The organism is Shinella sp., from assembly GCF_052438155.1.
GTDB lineage: Bacteria > Pseudomonadota > Alphaproteobacteria > Rhizobiales > Rhizobiaceae > Shinella.
The window spans coordinates 299,386-316,336 of sequence record NZ_JBQVPI010000001.1 but is presented as its reverse complement, the minus strand read 5'-3'; the positions used below and the strand labels follow the sequence as shown (position 1 = coordinate 316,336).

The 16,951-nt window shown below is 63.7% G+C and carries 18 protein-coding genes; 11 read left to right on the top strand and 7 right to left on the bottom strand.

Annotation, left to right across the window (positions count from 1 at the left end):
• The first annotated feature begins 1 nt into the window (after nucleotide 1).
• From ACT6VE_RS01480 to ACT6VE_RS01470, 3 genes are all read left to right on the top strand, one after another.
• Nucleotides 2–709 carry a response regulator gene (locus tag ACT6VE_RS01480; protein ID WP_444796850.1) on the top strand — a complete coding sequence of 236 codons (708 nt, stop codon included), beginning with the start codon at nucleotides 2–4 and terminating at the stop codon, nucleotides 707–709.
• A 67-nt stretch (nucleotides 710–776) separates the two neighbouring features.
• A complete protein-coding gene (locus ACT6VE_RS01475; protein ID WP_444796849.1) occupies nucleotides 777–2,159 on the top strand; it encodes an ATP-binding protein in 1,383 nt (460 codons plus the stop codon).
• Between the two features lie 20 nt (nucleotides 2,160–2,179).
• Complete coding sequence (locus ACT6VE_RS01470; protein WP_444796848.1) at nucleotides 2,180–2,764, top strand: DUF1349 domain-containing protein; 585 nt, start codon at nucleotides 2,180–2,182, stop codon at nucleotides 2,762–2,764.
• A 10-nt stretch (nucleotides 2,765–2,774) separates the two neighbouring features.
• Here the strand turns inward: ACT6VE_RS01470 and ACT6VE_RS01465 are convergent, their stop codons facing one another.
• The 4 genes from ACT6VE_RS01465 to ACT6VE_RS01450 all read right to left on the bottom strand — a co-directional run bounded on the left by ACT6VE_RS01465 (nucleotide 2,775) and on the right by ACT6VE_RS01450 (nucleotide 5,108).
• Nucleotides 2,775–3,116, bottom strand: coding sequence for a tRNA-binding protein (locus ACT6VE_RS01465; RefSeq protein ID WP_444796847.1), 342 nt, complete (start codon nucleotides 3,114–3,116; stop codon nucleotides 2,775–2,777).
• A gap of 21 nt (nucleotides 3,117–3,137) precedes the next feature.
• Nucleotides 3,138–3,956 carry a pyrroline-5-carboxylate reductase gene (gene proC / locus ACT6VE_RS01460; protein WP_444796846.1) on the bottom strand — a complete coding sequence of 273 codons (819 nt, stop codon included), beginning with the start codon at nucleotides 3,954–3,956 and terminating at the stop codon, nucleotides 3,138–3,140.
• 2 nt (nucleotides 3,957–3,958) lie between these two features.
• Nucleotides 3,959–4,459: a YbjN domain-containing protein gene (locus ACT6VE_RS01455; RefSeq protein ID WP_069058093.1), complete on the bottom strand. Its 501-nt coding sequence runs from the start codon at nucleotides 4,457–4,459 to the stop codon at nucleotides 3,959–3,961.
• A 391-nt stretch (nucleotides 4,460–4,850) separates the two neighbouring features.
• On the bottom strand, nucleotides 4,851–5,108 hold the full coding sequence (locus ACT6VE_RS01450; protein ID WP_444796845.1) for an accessory factor UbiK family protein: 258 nt from the start codon (nucleotides 5,106–5,108) through the stop codon (nucleotides 4,851–4,853).
• Nucleotides 5,109–5,349: 241 nt separating this feature from the next.
• Between ACT6VE_RS01450 and lgt the strand changes: the two genes are divergently transcribed.
• From lgt to ACT6VE_RS01415, 7 genes are all read left to right on the top strand, one after another.
• Nucleotides 5,350–6,162, top strand: a complete 813-nt coding sequence (lgt, locus tag ACT6VE_RS01445; protein WP_069061312.1) for a prolipoprotein diacylglyceryl transferase — start codon at nucleotides 5,350–5,352, stop codon at nucleotides 6,160–6,162.
• A 13-nt stretch (nucleotides 6,163–6,175) separates the two neighbouring features.
• Nucleotides 6,176–7,276 (top strand): class I SAM-dependent methyltransferase, encoded by a 1,101-nt coding sequence (locus tag ACT6VE_RS01440; protein WP_444796844.1) that lies wholly within the window; start codon nucleotides 6,176–6,178, stop codon nucleotides 7,274–7,276.
• A gap of 101 nt (nucleotides 7,277–7,377) precedes the next feature.
• The gene (gene pgeF / locus ACT6VE_RS01435; RefSeq protein WP_444796843.1) at nucleotides 7,378–8,169 is read left to right on the top strand and encodes a peptidoglycan editing factor PgeF; all 792 of its coding nucleotides are present in this window, start codon (nucleotides 7,378–7,380) and stop codon (nucleotides 8,167–8,169) included.
• A 36-nt stretch (nucleotides 8,170–8,205) separates the two neighbouring features.
• Nucleotides 8,206–9,357 carry a M24 family metallopeptidase gene (locus ACT6VE_RS01430; RefSeq protein WP_444796842.1) on the top strand — a complete coding sequence of 384 codons (1,152 nt, stop codon included), beginning with the start codon at nucleotides 8,206–8,208 and terminating at the stop codon, nucleotides 9,355–9,357.
• Nucleotides 9,358–9,473: 116 nt separating this feature from the next.
• Nucleotides 9,474–10,262 carry a hypothetical protein gene (locus ACT6VE_RS01425; protein WP_444796841.1) on the top strand — a complete coding sequence of 263 codons (789 nt, stop codon included), beginning with the start codon at nucleotides 9,474–9,476 and terminating at the stop codon, nucleotides 10,260–10,262.
• Nucleotides 10,263–10,554: 292 nt separating this feature from the next.
• Nucleotides 10,555–11,487, top strand: coding sequence for a ribose-phosphate pyrophosphokinase (locus ACT6VE_RS01420; protein ID WP_444796840.1), 933 nt, complete (start codon nucleotides 10,555–10,557; stop codon nucleotides 11,485–11,487).
• Nucleotides 11,488–11,642: 155 nt separating this feature from the next.
• The gene (locus ACT6VE_RS01415; protein WP_444796839.1) at nucleotides 11,643–12,332 is read left to right on the top strand and encodes a Kazal-type serine protease inhibitor domain-containing protein; all 690 of its coding nucleotides are present in this window, start codon (nucleotides 11,643–11,645) and stop codon (nucleotides 12,330–12,332) included.
• Between the two features lie 73 nt (nucleotides 12,333–12,405).
• Here ACT6VE_RS01415 and ACT6VE_RS01410 read toward each other — a convergent pair whose 3' ends face one another.
• From ACT6VE_RS01410 to ACT6VE_RS01400, 3 genes are all read right to left on the bottom strand, one after another.
• Nucleotides 12,406–12,780, bottom strand: coding sequence for a DUF779 domain-containing protein (locus ACT6VE_RS01410; protein WP_069058085.1), 375 nt, complete (start codon nucleotides 12,778–12,780; stop codon nucleotides 12,406–12,408).
• A 138-nt stretch (nucleotides 12,781–12,918) separates the two neighbouring features.
• Nucleotides 12,919–14,427 (bottom strand): aldehyde dehydrogenase, encoded by a 1,509-nt coding sequence (gene adh, locus ACT6VE_RS01405; RefSeq protein WP_444796838.1) that lies wholly within the window; start codon nucleotides 14,425–14,427, stop codon nucleotides 12,919–12,921.
• 159 nt (nucleotides 14,428–14,586) lie between these two features.
• Entirely contained in the window at nucleotides 14,587–15,546 is a 960-nt protein-coding gene (locus tag ACT6VE_RS01400) for a helix-turn-helix domain-containing protein (protein ID WP_444796837.1), read from the bottom strand.
• 217 nt (nucleotides 15,547–15,763) lie between these two features.
• On the opposite strand from ACT6VE_RS01400, the gene ACT6VE_RS01395 reads away from it, so the two are divergent.
• On the top strand, nucleotides 15,764–16,948 hold the full coding sequence (locus tag ACT6VE_RS01395; protein ID WP_444796836.1) for a benzoate/H(+) symporter BenE family transporter: 1,185 nt from the start codon (nucleotides 15,764–15,766) through the stop codon (nucleotides 16,946–16,948).
• Nucleotides 16,949–16,951: the final 3 nt, after the last annotated feature.

Below are 16,951 nucleotides of genomic sequence, written 5' to 3'. Positions count from 1 at the left end.
GATGACCGCTGCCGGCGCGCCCTCCGACGACGCTTCCCATCTTCTCGTCGTCGATGACGACACCCGTATCCGCGAACTTCTGAACCGTTATCTGATGGAACAGGGTTTTCGCGTGACCGTCGCCGCCGATGCCGACGAGGCGCGACGCAAGCTGCGGGGCCTCGATTTCGACCTCATCATCATGGACGTGATGATGCCCGGCGAAAGCGGCCTGTCGCTGACGAAAAGCCTGCGCGACATCCGCGCCGTGCCGATCCTGATGCTGACGGCACTGGCCGAATCGAAGGCGCGCATCGAAGGCCTGGAGGCCGGCGCCGACGATTATCTGTCAAAGCCGTTCGAGCCGCGTGAACTGGTGCTGCGCATCAACAACATCCTGAAGCGCAATGCTGCACCCTCCGCGCCCAAGATCGAGCAGGTCATGTTCGGCCCCTACACGTTTTCCATCGTGCGCAAGGAGCTGAAACGAGGCGGCGACACCATCCGCCTGACGGATCGCGAACAGGAAATCATGCTGCTCTTTTCGCTGCGTGCCGGCGAGACGATTCCACGCCATGAACTCATCGGCGAAGAAACGGACGTCGGTGAACGTACTATCGACGTGCAGATCAACCGTCTGAGGCGTAAGATCGAAGAAGACCCTTCCAATCCGGTGTGGCTGCAAACCGTGCGCGGCATCGGCTATCGATTGAGCGTGGAGCAAGTCTGACCGTGTGCTGCCAACAGCCATTCCAGGATACGTTCGTCGCGTCTTTCCACGCAGAAATGCTGGTGCGATGACGACCTTCGAAACATTCAAACGCGATATCGAGCGCGCGCCGGCCCTTGGCTGGAAGCGTTTCGGCCGCTGGATACGCCGGCAGCTGCCGACAGGTCTCTATGCGCGCTCGCTGCTCATCATCATCATCCCGATGGTGCTTCTCCAGTCGGTCGTGGCGTTCGTCTTCATGGAACGCCACTGGCAGCTCGTCACGCAGCGCCTTTCCATGGCCGTAACCCGCGACATCGCCGCCATCATCGACCTGATCGAAACCTATCCGCAGGACACCAACTATACCGAGATCGCCCGCATCGCGCGCGAACGGCTGGAGCTCAACGTCGCCATCGAGCCGGGCACAGAACTGCCACCGCCGCGTTCGAAGCCGTTCTTCAACATCCTCGATGAGATTCTCAGCGAAGAAATCGTCCGGCAGATCCGCCGGCCCTTCTGGATCGACACGGTCGGCGAAAGCAATCTCGTCGAGATCCGCATCCTGCTCGACAACAAGATTCTCCGCGTCTACGCGCGGCGCAACCAGGCCTACGCCTCCAATACGCATATCTTCCTGCTCTGGATGGTCGGCACCTCACTCGTGCTGATCGGCATCTCCATCCTGTTCCTTCGCGGCCAGATCCGCCCGATCCTGCATCTGGCGCAAGCGGCGGAAAGTTTTGGCAAGGGCCAGAAGATGCGCGAGGACTTTGCGCCGCGCGGCGCCGATGAGGTGCGCCGCGCCGGCCTCGCCTTCATCCTGATGCGCGAGCGCATAGAACGCCAGATGGAGCAGCGCACCGCCATGCTGACCGGTGTCAGTCATGACCTGCGCACCATCCTCACCCGCTTCAAGCTGCAGCTGGCGCTTGCCGGCGACAATCCGGACCTGCAAGGCCTCAACAAGGATGTCGAGGACATGCAGACCATGCTCGAAGGGTATCTCTCCTTCGCGCGCGGCGATGCAGAGGAAGATGTCGGCGAGCTGCGGCTTTCGAACCTGTTCGAGAAGTTTTCGCTCGAGGCGGAACTGCACGACCGCGCCTTCTCCAGCGACATCGACGGTGAGGACGAGGTCATGGTGCGCCCGACCGCCTTCAGCCGCCTCGTCGGCAATCTGGTCTCCAATGCCATGCGCTACGCCAAGACCGTGCATGTGGAGGCCCGCCACCGCGCCAAATGGCTGACGATCACCGTCGATGACGATGGGCCGGGCATTCCCGAGCGTTCGCGCGACGACGTCTTCAAGCCGTTCTTCCGCTTGGATGAAGCACGCAATCTCGATGCGTCGGGCACCGGCCTTGGTCTGGCGATTGCCCGCGACATCGCACGCAGCCATGGCGGCAATGTCACGCTCTCGGACAGCCCGATGGGCGGTCTGCGGGCGACGATCCGTATTCCAGCTTGATAATCGAACGGGGTAAGCCGATGAACGACGAGCCCTTCAACGATCTGGCCTGGCTCAACCCGCCAACGGCGACCTCGGTTCGTGATGGCCATCTGCATGTCCGCACGGGCCTCAAGACCGACTTCTGGCAGCGCACCTATTACGGCTTTCAGCCAGACAGCGGCCATTTCCTGCACCGGCAATGGACCGGTGATTTCACGCTGGAAACGACGTTTCGCGGGCAATACGAAACGCTCTACGATCAAGCGGGCCTGATGATCCGCCACGACGAAACAAGCTGGGTGAAATGTGGCATCGAATACACCGATGGTGCGAAGCATTTCAGCGTCGTCGTGACGCGCGGCCATTCGGATTGGTCCGCCTTCCGCATCGATCACGATTTCGACCTGATTTCCGTGCGCGTCACCCGCAATGGCGACTCGCTTTTCATCCAGTACCGGACGGATGCCATGACCGAATGGCGCGTGGCCCGCCTCGCCTATTTCCCGCCGGAATTTTCGGAACTGTCCGTCGGGCTGATGGCCTGTTCGCCCCAGCGTGAGGGTTTCGAAGCTGAATTCACCGACTTCCGGCTAGGGCCGCCAGTGTCGCGCGATATTCACTGACCTTTCCGGATCAGCACATCTTCTTGCCGTTCGGCACCGGGTGATCAACACCGGCAAGAACGATCGCACCGGCTTCATCCTCGAAACCGAGCGTCAGCACTTCGGAGCGCACCGGGCCGATCTGGCGCGGCGGGAAGTTGACCACGGCGAGCACCTGGCGGCCGACGAGCTCTTCCAGCGTATAGTGTACGGTGATCTGTGCCGACGACTTCTTGGTGCCGATCTCGGGGCCGAAGTCGATCGTCAGCTTGTAGGCCGGCTTGCGCGCTTCCGGGAAGGGCAGCGCTTCGATGATGGTGCCGACGCGAATATCGACGCGTTCGAAATCGGCGTAGGTAATGGTCTCGGTCATGGAATATTCCTTGGAAGGCTATCAGCCCGCCAGTTCCTCGGCGCGTGTGCGGGCGGCGGCGATCGCCTTGTCGAAGAGCGGCTGCATGCCATCCTCCGCCATGAGGACGGCAAGTGCCGCGGCAGTGGTGCCGCCGGGAGAGGTCACGTTCTGGCGCAGACGGCTGGCGTCGTCGGGGGACTGGTGAAGCAATTCACCAGCCCCCGCGACGGTTTCCCGTGCGAGACGCATGGCGAGGTCCGCCGGCAGGCCAGCTTTGCGACCCGCCTCCGCCATGCACTCGACGAGATAAAAGACATAAGCCGGGCCGCTGCCCGAGACCGCCGTGACGGCGTCAATATCGCCCTCGGTCGCGACCCATTCGACGGGCCCGCTTACCTTGAGCAAAGAATGCACGAAATCGCGCTGCGTTTCGGAAACACGCGCATTGGCGAAAGCGCCGGTGACACCGCGACCGATCATCGCCGGCGTGTTGGGCATGGCGCGCACGGTGGCGGCCTCGCCGAGATGACTTTCGAGATTGGCGATCGTCTTGCCGGCCGCGACCGAGACGATGACCGTCTCTGGCCCTACGAGACCCTTCAACGGCGGCAGGACCTGATCGATGACCTGCGGCTTCACGGCAACGAAGATCACGCCGGCCTTCACGCCTTCAGGCGCAGACGTCTCATGACGCGCGCCGTTGTCGGCGATCAGCTTGGCCATGGAGGGTTGCGGGCCGGGATCGATCACGATCACCGAGGTGCCGGAAATGCCGCTTTTCAGCCAGCCGGCCAGCATCGCGCCGCCCATATTTCCAGCGCCGATGAGAACGATGGGACCCGAAGCCGCAACCGCCATCTTCAAGCCTCCCCGACTGTCTCGAAAAGCACCGCGTCGACGGCGGACTGGGCATCCATGCCGGACCAGACGACGAACTGGAACGCCTGGAAATACGCTTCACAGGATTCAAGCGCGCTGGAGAGCAGCACCTCGACCTGTCGGTTCGTGGGCTCCGCGCCGCCGGCAAGCAGCAGCGACTGGCGGAAGATCACCACGTCCTCGCGGCGCCACAGGTCGAAATGCCCCATGAGCACCTGGCCGTTTACATGCGACAGCAGGCAATGCACTTCGGTGACCCGGCTTTCCGGGACCTTGATGTCGAAGGCGCAGGCAAGGTGCAGCGCCTCGAACTCTTCCATCCAGGAGAAGGAGACGTGGTAGTCCGCCCACTTGCCTTCGACGGTCATCGCGATCTCGTCTTCGCCCGACCGCTCGAATGTCCAGTCATTGTTGGCTGCGACGAATTCGATCATATCGACCGGGTTGGACTGACGTCCGATATCCAATTCCATAAGGCTCATGCATCACCTTCTAGGCCGGAAGGCATGCGCTATCGTGCCTACACACACGACGCGGCAAACCAAACTCCGGATACAACACTGAATGATTGCTCGGCACTACAAGCACTCTGGACGACTTACCCTGTCCGAAGCTTGCGCTGCCATTCTCGAATCATCATTTAAAATCAGTGTATAACGGCGGAGTCACGGCGCCAGCCCCTAAGCCGCCATTTTCTCCGCCCGGTTGTGGACAGAGGTTGTGAAAAAGATTCAGGTGGGGCGGGTAAGGGACTCTGCGAAAACAGCTTTTCGGAAGTGTCCACAGGGGTAAAAATTTTATTAAAAAAAACGGTTGGCGCGATGTGAATCACGCCAACCGAGTCCGGATGGTCAAAACCTGTGCTGAAACGGCTCAGCCGTTCGCGTTGAGGCGGGCTTCGAGGACCTCGATGCGCTTCAAAAGCGCGTCGTTTTCATCCCGCGCCTTGACTGCCATTTCGCGCACCGCTTCGAATTCCTCGCGCTTGACGAGGTCCATGCCGTTGATGAAGCGCTCGGCCTGGGCGCGGAACACCGTCTCGGCCTCCTTGCGCACGCCCTGCGCGGCGCCGGCGGCATCGGTCATCAGCTTGGCGAAGTCGTCGAGAATGCGGTTCGCACCGGTGGTCATGGTCTGCCCTCCTCGGGTGTCGATGGTGGTCCTGCGGGCATTCCTATCCCGCGCCTTGGCACTGAGGTAGGGTTTGACGGCGCGGCTTGCAAGCGGATTCCGGTGGATCGGCGCCCCTGGCAGCCGCTGCGGCACTCTCCATCACGATTTATCGCCTTGACCCTGCCACGAGGCGTCGCCATCTTCCGCGCAAAACAGGAAGATCAAAACCTTGACGAACATCGCCCAGCTTTTCGCCATCATGCCCTATCCGGAGATCGACCCGATCGCCTTTTCGATCGGCCCCGTCGCTGTCCACTGGTACGGCATCGCCTATGTCGTGGGCATCATGCTGGGCTGGTTCTATGCGCGCCGGCTGGTCGAGACGCCGCGGCTCTGGGCCGGCGAAGCACCGGCAACGCGCGTGCAGCTTGACGATTTCCTCGTCTGGGCGGCCGTCGGCATCATCCTGGGCGGCCGTATCGGTTACATCCTGTTCTACGATTTTCCGAACGTCGCCGCCGATCCCCTGCGTGCCCTCCAGGTCTGGAACGGCGGCATGTCCTTCCATGGCGGTCTTGCCGGCACGACGCTCGCCATGATCCTGTTTGCCCGGCGCAACGGCATTGCCATCTGGAGCCTGTTCGACATCGTTGCCGCGGTGGTGCCGATCGGCCTGTTCTTCGGCCGCATCGCCAACTTCGTCAACGGCGAGCTCTGGGGCCGCCTTTCCGATGCGCCCTGGGCCGTGATCTTCCCGGAAGCCGGCCCCTTCGCCCGCCACCCGAGCCAACTCTACGAGGCAGGTCTGGAGGGCATCGTGCTGCTCGCCGTCCTGGCGATTGCCATCTATCGTTTCGGCGCGCTAAAACGCCCCGGCCTCGTCACCGGCATCTTCGTGGCAGGGTATGCCCTCTCGCGCATCACGGTCGAATTCTTCCGCGAGCCCGACCCGCAGCTCGGTTATCTCCTCGGCGGCTGGTTGACCATGGGCATGCTGCTGTCGCTGCCGATGCTGGCACTTGGCCTCTGGGCGATTGTTCGCGCCCGTGCGGCTCGCCCAGTCAGCGCCTGAGCGGACGCAGCCCATGCCGACACCCCTCGCCCGCAAGATCAAGGCGCTGATCCGCATCAACGGTCCGATCAGCATCACCGACTATTTCGCGCTCTGCCTCGCCGATCCCGAACACGGCTATTATCGCACCCGCGACCCCTTCGGCCGCGCCGGCGACTTTGTCACCGCACCGGAGGTGAGCCAGCTCTTCGGCGAAATGCTCGGCATCTTCCTCGTACACGCTTGGCAGAAGCATGGCGGGCCGGCCGAGGTGCGGATCGCCGAGATCGGCCCCGGCCGCGGCACGATGATGGCCGACATGCTGCGCGTCATCGTCAAGCTCGCGCCGCAACTCTACGAGAGCGCGACGATCCACCTGATCGAGACGAGCCCGAAGCTGCGCGCCGTCCAGCATGAGACGCTCGGTATGCACGCCGCCCGCGTCACCTGGCACGACAGTTTCGAGGACCTGCCGGACGGCTTCGTGCTGCTTGCCGCCAACGAGCTTTTCGACGCCATCCCGATCCGCCAGTTCATCAAGACCCCGTCCGGCTTCCGCGAGCGCATGGTCGGCCTCGATGCCGAGGACGAACTGACCTTCGCCGCCGGTGTCGCCGGCCTCGATCCGGCTCTGCTGCCGGACCATCACAAAAATGTTCCCGACGGCACGATCTTCGAGATCGCCCCTGCCCGCGAAGCGGTCATGGCGACGATCGGCGAGCGCATCGCCCGCTTCGGCGGCACGGCCTTGGCGATCGACTACGGTCACTTCGTCACCGGTTTCGGCGATACGCTCCAGGCGGTGCTGAAACACGACTTCGACCCGCCGCTCGCCCATCCCGGCGAGGCAGACCTGACAAGCCATGTCGATTTCGAGCGCCTTGCTGGCGCAGCCGCCGCCGCCGGCCTCCATGTGCACGGCATGCTGCACCAGGGCGATTTCCTCGTCGGCCTCGGCATCGGCGAACGCGCCTCCGCGCTCGGCCGCCACCGCGACGAGGCGACGCAGCAGTCGATCCTGAACGACGTCGCCCGGCTTGCCGGCTCCGGTGCGGGCAAAATGGGCGATCTTTTCAAGGTTTTGGCCGTTGGCAGCGCATCGCTTTCACTTTTTCCCTTCCGCCACCCGGATTGACAGGGGGGGCAAGGCCGGACAACATCCGGCCCGATTTGTACCCCGCATGCCAGCCGAAATCCTTGGCCTGACGGCCTGTCCCCAAGCCCAGCCGAGAGACCATGAAGGACAACGCGCTTCCCTCCCCGATCGAAAGCCCGCTGCTGGCGGACCGCGCCGGCAAGATTGTGCAGCACGGCTTCTTCACGCGCACCGGCGGCGTGTCTGATGGCATTTATCGCGGGCTCAATGTCGGCCTCGGATCGCGGGACGAACGCGAAAACGTGATCGAGAACCGCGCCCGCGTCGCCCGTTGGTTCTCCGTCACGCCGGAGCGGCTTGCGACGGTCCATCAGGTGCATTCGCCGGATGTCCTAGTGGTTGACGACCGCTATGACGGTGCCCGGCCCGAGGCCGATGCGATGGTCAGCGCCACGCCCGGCATGGTGCTCGGGGTGCTGGCTGCAGACTGCGGCCCGATCCTGTTCTGCGATCCCGGCGCCCGCGTCGTCGGTGCCGCCCATGCCGGCTGGAAGGGCGCGCTCTACGGCGTGCTGGAAAGCACCATTGCCGCCATGGAAAAGCTCGGCGCCAAGCGGCAAAACATCCTTGCCAGCCTCGGCCCCTCGATCAGTCGGCGCAACTACGAGGTCGGCCCGGAATTCGTCGAGCGTTTTCTTGACGTCGACAAGTCCTATGCGCGTTATTTTACGCCGTCGGGAAAGGTCGATCATGCGATTTTCGACCTGCCGGGCCTGACGACGCAACGCTTGAGCGATGCCGGGGTGACGGCGGAAAACCTGGATATCTGTACCTATCCCGACGAAGACCGCTTCTTCTCCTACCGGCGCACGACACACCGTCAGGAACCCGACTACGGCCGCCAGATCTCGGCGATCATGATACGGGCGTAACGCCCCAAAACAGACGAAGACGACGGAGACACCACAATGGCACTTCACTTCGATACCGAGGAATACGCCAACCGGCTCCAGCGCCTGACCTCCCGCATGCGGGAGGAAAAGATCGACGCCATGCTGCTTTTCGCGCAGGAGAGCATGTACTGGCTGACCGGCTACGACACGTTCGGCTATTGCTTCTTCCAGACGCTGGTCGTCAAGGCAGATGGCAACATGGTGCTTTTGACGCGGTCGGCGGACCTGCGCCAGGCGCGCCACACCTCCAATATCGGAAAAATCGAGATCTGGATCGACCGCATGAATGCGGACCCGACGATGGATCTGAAAAACCTGCTGTCCGATATGGATCTGCTCGGCTGCCGCATCGGCATCGAATACGATACGCACGGCCTGACCGGCCGCAATGCACGCCAGCTCGACAACCAGCTCCAGAGTTTCGGCCAGATCGTCGATGCTTCAAACATCGTCAGCCGGCTCCGCCTCATCAAGAGCCCCGCCGAGATCGCCTATGTCGAGCGCGCGGCCGTACTCTCGGACGACGCGCTGGCCGCCGCCCTGCCGCTCATCGTGCCGGGTGGCGACGAGGCAGCGATCCTCGCGGCCCTGCAGGGCGCCGTGCTCGCCGGCGGCGGCGACTATCCCGCCAACGAATTTGTCATCGGCTCGGGCGTCGATGCCCTGCTCTGCCGCTCGAAATCCGGCCGACGCCGGCTCGATGCCCAGGACCAGCTGACGATCGAATGGGCCGGCGTCAGCGCCCGCTATCACGCACCGATGATGCGCACCGCCCTCATCGGCGAGCCGACTGCCCGCCACCGCGAACTCTACAGCACCTGCCGCGAGGCCATTCAGGCGATGGAAATGGTGCTTCGCCCCGGCAACACCTTCGGCACCGTTTTCGAGACCTTTGCCCGCATCATCGATGAGCGCGGCCTCGCCCGCCATCGGCTGAACACCTGCGGATACTCGGTCGGCGCCCGCTTCGCCCCCTCCTGGATGGACCTGCAGACCTTCCTCCTCGGCAATCCCCAGGAAATCGAGCCCAACATGTCACTCTTCGTGCATACGATCATCTTCGATTCCGATACCGGCACCGCGATGACGCTCGGACAGACCTATCTGACGACGACCGACACGCCGAAGCCGCTGTCACGCTACGGGCTCGATTTCATCGCGGTGTGATGGAGCGATCGCCGGCCTGCCAGATCCCGCAATTGACAGGCCTTCGGCCGATACCCATAAATCGTTGCGGGGCACGGAGGAGGCAAAAGGCCTTCCGAGAAACACGGACGAGAACGATGCAAGAGCTGATGAAGCGGCTGGCAGTGATCGGCCTGATTGCCGCCCTTGCCGGTTGCAACAGCACCGACGCGCTGACACCACAGGTCGACGTCGGTGGCGGCGGGTTCAATTCGCCGCCCGTCACCCAGAACGACCTCGACCAGATGAGCGCCCAAACCACGTCCGTCACCACGACGCCGGTTACCTCGACAACCCAGAAAACGGCCTTCACGCCGTCGGCCGAGGCCGGCAACACGACGGGTGCGGACACCGCGGGCTCACTGGAGGGCCAGGCCGATGCGCTCGCCCGCAACAATACCGGCCGCAACACGACGCAATCCGACACCGCGCTTGCCCGCACCACCGCGCAACGCTCGCTCGCTGCGGAAACGTCGACCGGCGCGGAAGAGGTTGCGGCTGTCTCGCCCGCTGACGAGACCGGCGAGACGATCCGCTTCCTGCCGATCATCGGTGCACCGGTCGAGGCCGTGACCCCGCTCTCCAAGCGCCTTGGCGCGGAAGCACGCTCGAACGGCCTGAAGATCCGCAGCGCCTCCGACAGTTCCAGCAAATACATCCTGAAGGGCTACTTCTCCGCCTTGAACGACGGCGGCAAGACGACCGTCGTCTATGTCTGGGACGTACTCGACGGCAGCGGCGCGCGGCTGCACCGCATCCAGGGACAGGAAACCGTCTCGGGCACCGCGTCGGATCCGTGGGCTGCCGTGCCGTCCCGCACGATGGAAGGCATCGCCCAGAAGACGATCCGTCAATATCTCGACTGGCGCGGCACTGCGCCAGGTTAAAAAGTGCCGGACAAACCCTCCGGGCGAAGGCTTGTCAGGAGATTTTCATCCGCCCGCTGGGAGCCGACCAAAGGCAGTGCTACCGGCATCGACAAGGGTCGGCAACGACGCGAAAGGCGAAAAGCACCGGCAGGTCGATCCCGAGAGGTTTTGTTAGGCACTCCGGGACTGCTGAAACGGTAAATCACAGCGAAATGCGAAGATTCGCTTTTCCGATGCGGCAAAACCCTTGCATTCGCGGTTTGAGCCGCTTAAACGCCCCCCATCAGCTTAATCCACAGGCGGACCATAAATGAAGGTTTTCGCGGGCAATTCGAACCGGCTTCTGGCCGAAGCGATCTGCAATTATCTGAATGTCCCGCTCGGCCGTGCCACGGTCAGACGCTTCGCAGACCAGGAAATCTTCGTTGAAATCCAGGAGAATGTGCGTGGCGAGGACGTTTTCGTCGTGCAGTCGACATCGTTCCCGACCAATGACCACCTGATGGAAATGCTGATCATGATCGATGCCATGCGCCGCTCCTCGGCGCGCCGCATCACGGCCGTGATCCCCTATTTCGGTTATGCCCGCCAGGACCGCAAGCCCGGTCCGCGCACGCCGATTTCGGCCAAGCTCGTCGCCAACCTGATCACCGAAGCCGGTGCTGATCGCGTGATGACGCTCGACCTGCATGCCGGCCAGATCCAGGGCTTCTTCGATATTCCGACGGACAACCTCTACGCCATACCGGTCCTGGCCCGCGACGTGAAGGAAAACTACAATCTCGAAAACGTCATGGTCGTTTCGCCCGACGTTGGCGGCGTGGTGCGCGCCCGCGCACTCGCCAAGCGTCTCGATTGCCAGCTGGCGATCGTCGACAAGCGCCGCGAACGCGCAGGCGAATCCGAAGTCATGAATGTCATCGGCGACGTCACCGGCAAGGACTGTCTGCTGATCGACGACATCGTCGATTCGGGTGGCACGCTCTGCAACGCCGCCGAGGCGCTGCTCAAGAACGGCGCGACCAGCGTCACCGCCTATATCACGCACGGCGTGCTGTCCGGCGGCGCCGTCGCGCGCGTCACCTCTTCCAAGCTCAAGGAACTGGTGATCACGGACTCGATCCAGCCGACCACGGCCGTCCAGTCGGCGCACAATATCCGCGTCATTTCGACCGCCAACCTGCTTGGCGAAGCGATCAACCGCACCAGCGCCGAAGAGTCTGTTTCGAGCCTCTTCGACTGAAGCCAATCCGGTAGCCGCAAGATCCAATGTGACCTGCGCTTTGCGCAGGTTGCGCGATGCCGCGTGCTTCAACCAGCCCCTGTTTTTTACGTCAGCGCCGATACCGGACCTATGCGTTTTGCGATAGGGTCCGCTGAGATTCGCTAGGAGGACCCATGACATTGATATCGCCTTTCTTATCCCGGCTGGCGGGACGCATAGCCATCCTTCTTGCTGCCGGCACGCTGGCGGCTTGCCAGGTCGATGTCGATCAGGGCGGCGGCTACGATCCAGGCCCGCAGATGTGCACCAGGGAATATAACCCGGTTTGCGGCTCGCGACGCGGTGATATCCAGACGTTCCCCAATGCCTGCGAAGCGCGCTCCAGCGGTTTCCAGGTCGTCGGTCGCGGCGAGTGCCGTCCCGGCGGAAGGCCGGACCCGCGTCCGGATGAAGGCCGTGCCTGCACGCGCGAATATGCACCGGTCTGCGGCTCGCGCGGTCGTGACCGCCAGACCTTTGCCAATTCCTGCGAGGCACGCTCGAGCGGCTTCGACGTCATCGGCCGCGGCGAGTGCCAGATCCGCCGTCCCGACAGCGGCTGGACCGACAACGGCGATGGCCGGGATCGTCCGCGCGATCGTGATCGTGATCGCGAGGACAACCGCAGCGACCGCGAGCGGGAACGGGATCGCAACCGCGATGACGGGAACCGTGAGCGTCCGCGTGATCAGCGCGCCTGCACGATGGAATACAATCCGGTCTGCGGAAAGCGTGGCCGTGACGTCCAGACCTTCGGCAACACCTGCGCTGCCGGCGCTGCAGGCTTCCGCGTCATTCGCCCCGGCGAGTGCCCTGCACGCTGAGCACCAACGCGCATGACCAAAACCCCGCCGTCCACACGGCGGGGTTTTGCATTTGAGCCGGTCGAATTGACGTTCAGCGTGCCGGCAACGGGCAGGCTTCGCCGCCACCGAACAGGCGCGAGCGGGTGAGGAAACGTTTCTCCCGACCGTTGTCGAGCGAGAACATGCCCCCGCGGCCGGGCACGACATCGATGATCAGCTGCGTGTGTTGCCACACCCCGAACTGGCTCTCGCTGATATAGACCGGCACGCCGCCGATCTCGCCGAGCTTCACGTCCCGGTCGCCGACGATATAGTCGTCCGCCGGATAGCACATCGGTGACGAGCCGTCGCAGCATCCCCCCGACTGGTGGAACAGGATTTCGGGATGATCCGCCTGGATCTCCCGGATGAGCGCAAGGGCGGCATCGGTCGCCACCACGCGCGGTTCGGTCGCAATTTCAGACATGGCACGGCTCCCTTGACGCGTTTTCCCTCCCCCCGGACAGCGGGGAGAGGGATGGGGCGTGGAGCAACGGCGGACAGGGCTCCACCACCCGTCGATCGCCTTCTCCCCTGGAGGCCGGGGAGAAGGACGGGCGGTCGCTCAGAAGAAACCGAGCGCCTTGGGAGAGTAGCTGACCAGCATGTTCTTGGTCTGCTGGTAGTGGTCGAGCATCATCTTGTGCGTCTCGCGGCCGATGCCCGACTGCTTGTAGCCGCCGAAGGCAGCATGGGCGGGATAGGCATGGTAGCAGTTGGTCCACACACGACCGGCCTGGATATCGCGGCCGAAGTGGTAGCAACGGTTCGCCTCGCGGCTCCACACGCCGGCGCCGAGGCCGTAGAGCGTGTCGTTGGCGATGGCGAGCGCTTCCGCATCGTCCTTGAAGGTCGTTACCGAAACCACCGGTCCGAAGATTTCCTCCTGGAAGATGCGCATCTTGTTATGGCCGCGGAAGACGGTCGGCTTGACGTAATAGCCACCGGAAAGGTCGCCGCCGAGATCGTTGCGCCCGCCGCCGGTCAGCACTTCCGCGCCTTCCTGCCGGCCGATGTCGATATAGGACAGGATCTTTTCCAGTTGCTCGGACGACGCCTGCGCGCCGATCATCGTCGCGGTGTCGAGCGGGTTCCCCTGCACGATCTTTTCGACGCGCTTGATCGCCTTTTCCATGAAGCGGTCATAGATCTTCTCATGCACCAGCGCGCGGCTGGGGCACGTGCAGACCTCGCCCTGGTTCAGCGCGAACATCGCAAAACCTTCCAGCGCCTTGTCGAGATAGTCGTCGTCCTCGTTCATCACGTCGGAGAAGAAGATGTTCGGCGACTTGCCGCCCAGTTCCAGCGTGACCGGAATGAGGTTCTGGCTGGCATATTGCATGATCAGGCGGCCGGTCGTCGTCTCGCCGGTGAAGGCGATCTTGGCGATGCGCGGGTTGGAGGCAAGCGGCTTGCCGGCTTCCAGGCCAAAACCGTTGACGATGTTGAGCACGCCGGCCGGCAGCAGGTCGCCGATGAGTTCGGCCCAGACGAGGATCGAGGACGGCGTCTGTTCGGCAGGCTTCAGCACCACGCAGTTGCCGGCGGCAAGGGCCGGCGCCAGCTTCCAGGTGGCCATCAGGATCGGGAAGTTCCACGGAATGATCTGGCCGACGACGCCGAGCGGCTCGTGGAAGTGATAGGCGATGGTCTCATGGTCGACCTCGCCGATCGTGCCTTCCTGCGCGCGAACGCATGAAGCGAAGTAGCGGAAATGGTCGATGGCGAGCGGGATGTCGGCGGCGAGCGTTTCGCGCAGCGGCTTTCCGTTGTCCCAGGTTTCGGCGCGGGCGAGGAGGTCGAGATTGTCCTCCATGCGCTGGGCGATCTTCATCAGGATGTTGGAGCGCTCGGTTGCCGAGGTGCGGCCCCACTTGTCCTTGGCGGCGTGCGCTGCGTCGAGGGCGAGCTCGATATCGGCAGCGTCGGAGCGGGCGACTTCGCAGAGCTTGCCGCCGGTGATCGGCGTGATGTTGTCGAAGTAGCGGCCGGCGACCGGCTCCTTCCATTCACCACCGATGAAATTGCCGTACTTCGCCTTGTACGGGTTTTCGACGATCTTCTGATGCAGCATGTCAATTCCTCCCAAAGAGACCCGGTTGGGCCGTCGGGAGCATGGTGCTGCGCTTCGTGGAGGAGCGGTAGAGGCCGACCGGCGATGGCGGCGGGGACTGTTTCAGAATTGAGACAGGTGGGCACAACAGGCTGTGCTGCGCCGCAGCATTCGGAAGACTCAGTTGATGCAGAGCTTCTTCATCTTCCGATAGAGCGTCGCGCGGCTGATGCCGAGTAGGTCCGCCGCCTGGCTGACATTACCGCCGGCGCGCGTCAGGACGCGGCGAAGGGCTGCACGCTCCGCGTCGTCGAGGTCACGCCCCTCCTCCGCCCGGTCCTCCTGCAGCAGATCGGAGGCAGCAATGCCGGTAGCGATCCGCCGGTCGTCGAGACCAAGCATCTGGCGGGCGGCGCGCGTGGCACCCAGCACGAGATCATCGCGGTCGACCGCCAGCAGCGCCGGCGCGGTGCGGCTTTCGGCCGGCACAAGCAGGATGCGGGCGGTGGAAAAGGCGCGGCGGAAGAGGCCCGCCTCGATGCGGGCAGCCGCATCACGCACCGCTTGCGAGAGGATCGACATGGTCATGTCGTTGGCATCGTCACGGCATGTGGAAATATCGATGGCGGCAGCGATACGACCGGTATGATCGCGGATCGGCGCCGTAGTGCAGGACAGCCCCGTGTTCTGCGACAGGAAATGCTGGTCGCGCAGAATAAGCACCGGCCGCTCGTCGGCCAGCGCCGTGCCGATGCCGTTGGTGCCGACGCTCGCCTCGCTCCACACCGTGCCGGACCAGAGCCCGACGCCGCGGAAATCGCGGTCGTCGCCCGCAGCACCACGCCGTTCGAGCGCAATACCGTTCTCATCCGTCAGCAGCAGGCAGCAACCGGCCTTGCCGACCGTGGCGAAAAGCCGGTCGATCTCGCCGCGGGCCTCCTCGATCAACACACTTGAGCAGGCGCGGGCATGGTGGAATTCGGATTCCGTCAGCCGCCACGGCACGCGGGATTCTTCCGGCGTCAGGCCGTGCAGGGTCAGGCAGCGGCGCCAGGAAGCGGCCACAGGAGAACTCGCCGCCGCCGAGGTACGGGCCGCAACGGTGTTCACATGATCCGCGTGATCGAAACGCGCAGACATCCACTCTCCTCCCGAAAGCTTCCGACCGATCGTCGCATGGAAATACAACGGACCCCGACTATAGCCATGTTTCGCACGGCGGGTCCAGCCGGACGAAGGTCCAAGATCGGGCGTATCGTTTTGGGGGCTTTTGACCTGTCGGCACCGCGACAAGCCTGTTTCCAAGCCCCGCGCCCTCTGTTACCAGTGCACATCCTTTTCAGCACCGATCCCTGCCATGCTTCGTGACTTTTCCGCTCAAGCCCTGTTCATGGGCCTGCTCACCGCCTTTGTCGGCTTTGCCAGTTCCTTCGCCGTCGTCCTGCACGGACTGACCGGTGTTGGCGCCACGGAAGCCCAGGCCGCATCCGGCCTGATGGCCCTGTCCGTGTCGATGGGCGTCTGTGCCATCGTGCTCAGCGCCGCGACGCGCCTGCCGATTTCCATTGCCTGGTCGACGCCGGGTGCAGCGCTGCTTGCCAGTTCCGGCGCGGTCGAGGGCGGATTTGCCACGGCGGTCGGCGGCTTTCTCGTCTGCGCCGTGCTGATCATCATTGCCGGACTGTGGAAGCCGCTCGGCCGCATGGTCGCGGCCATTCCGGCGACGCTCGCCAATGCCATGCTCGCCGGCGTGCTGATCGGGCTGTGTTTTGCGCCGGTGAAAGCCATTGCCTTCGACCCGCTGCTGGGCCTGCCGATCGTCATCGCCTGGGTCGTCGTCGGCAGCATCAACCGGCTCTATGCCGTGCCGGCAGCGCTGGCCGCCTTCGTCATCGTGCTCGCCTTCGGCATCGACATTCCGGAGGGGGCTTTTGCCGGGCTCGGCGAATCGCTGTTGCCGAAGCCGGAATTCGTGATGCCCGCCTTCACGCTTGCCGGCCTCGTCGGCATTGCCCTGCCGCTCTTCATCGTCACCATGGCGTCGCAAAACATTCCGGGCATCGCCGTCCTGAAGGTAAACCACTACGAGCCCAAACCCGGTCCGCTTTTCGCCGTCAACGGCTTTTTCTCTCTGCTCTCGGCACCGTTCGGCGGCCACGCGGTCAACCTCGCCGCCATCACCGCCGCCATGTGCGCCGGCAGCGATGCACATCCCGACCCGGCCAAACGCTACTGGTCGGCGATCAACGCGGGCATTTTCTATGTGATCTTCGGGCTCGCCGCCGGCGCGGTCACGGCCTTCGTCAGCCTCGCCCCGCCGATCCTCATCCAAGCGGTGGCCGGCCTCGCGCTGATCAGTGCATTCGCCGGCTCGGCACTCAACGCCTTCAAGGAACCGGAAAGCCGCGAGGCGGCGGCGGTGACCTTCCTCGTCACGGCCTCGGGCGTCTCGTTCGCCGGCATTTCCGGCGCATTCTGGGGGCTGATCGGTGGTGGCCTGATGCTGGCGCTTGCCCGGTTCACGGCAAAGCGCCGCGGCTGACCC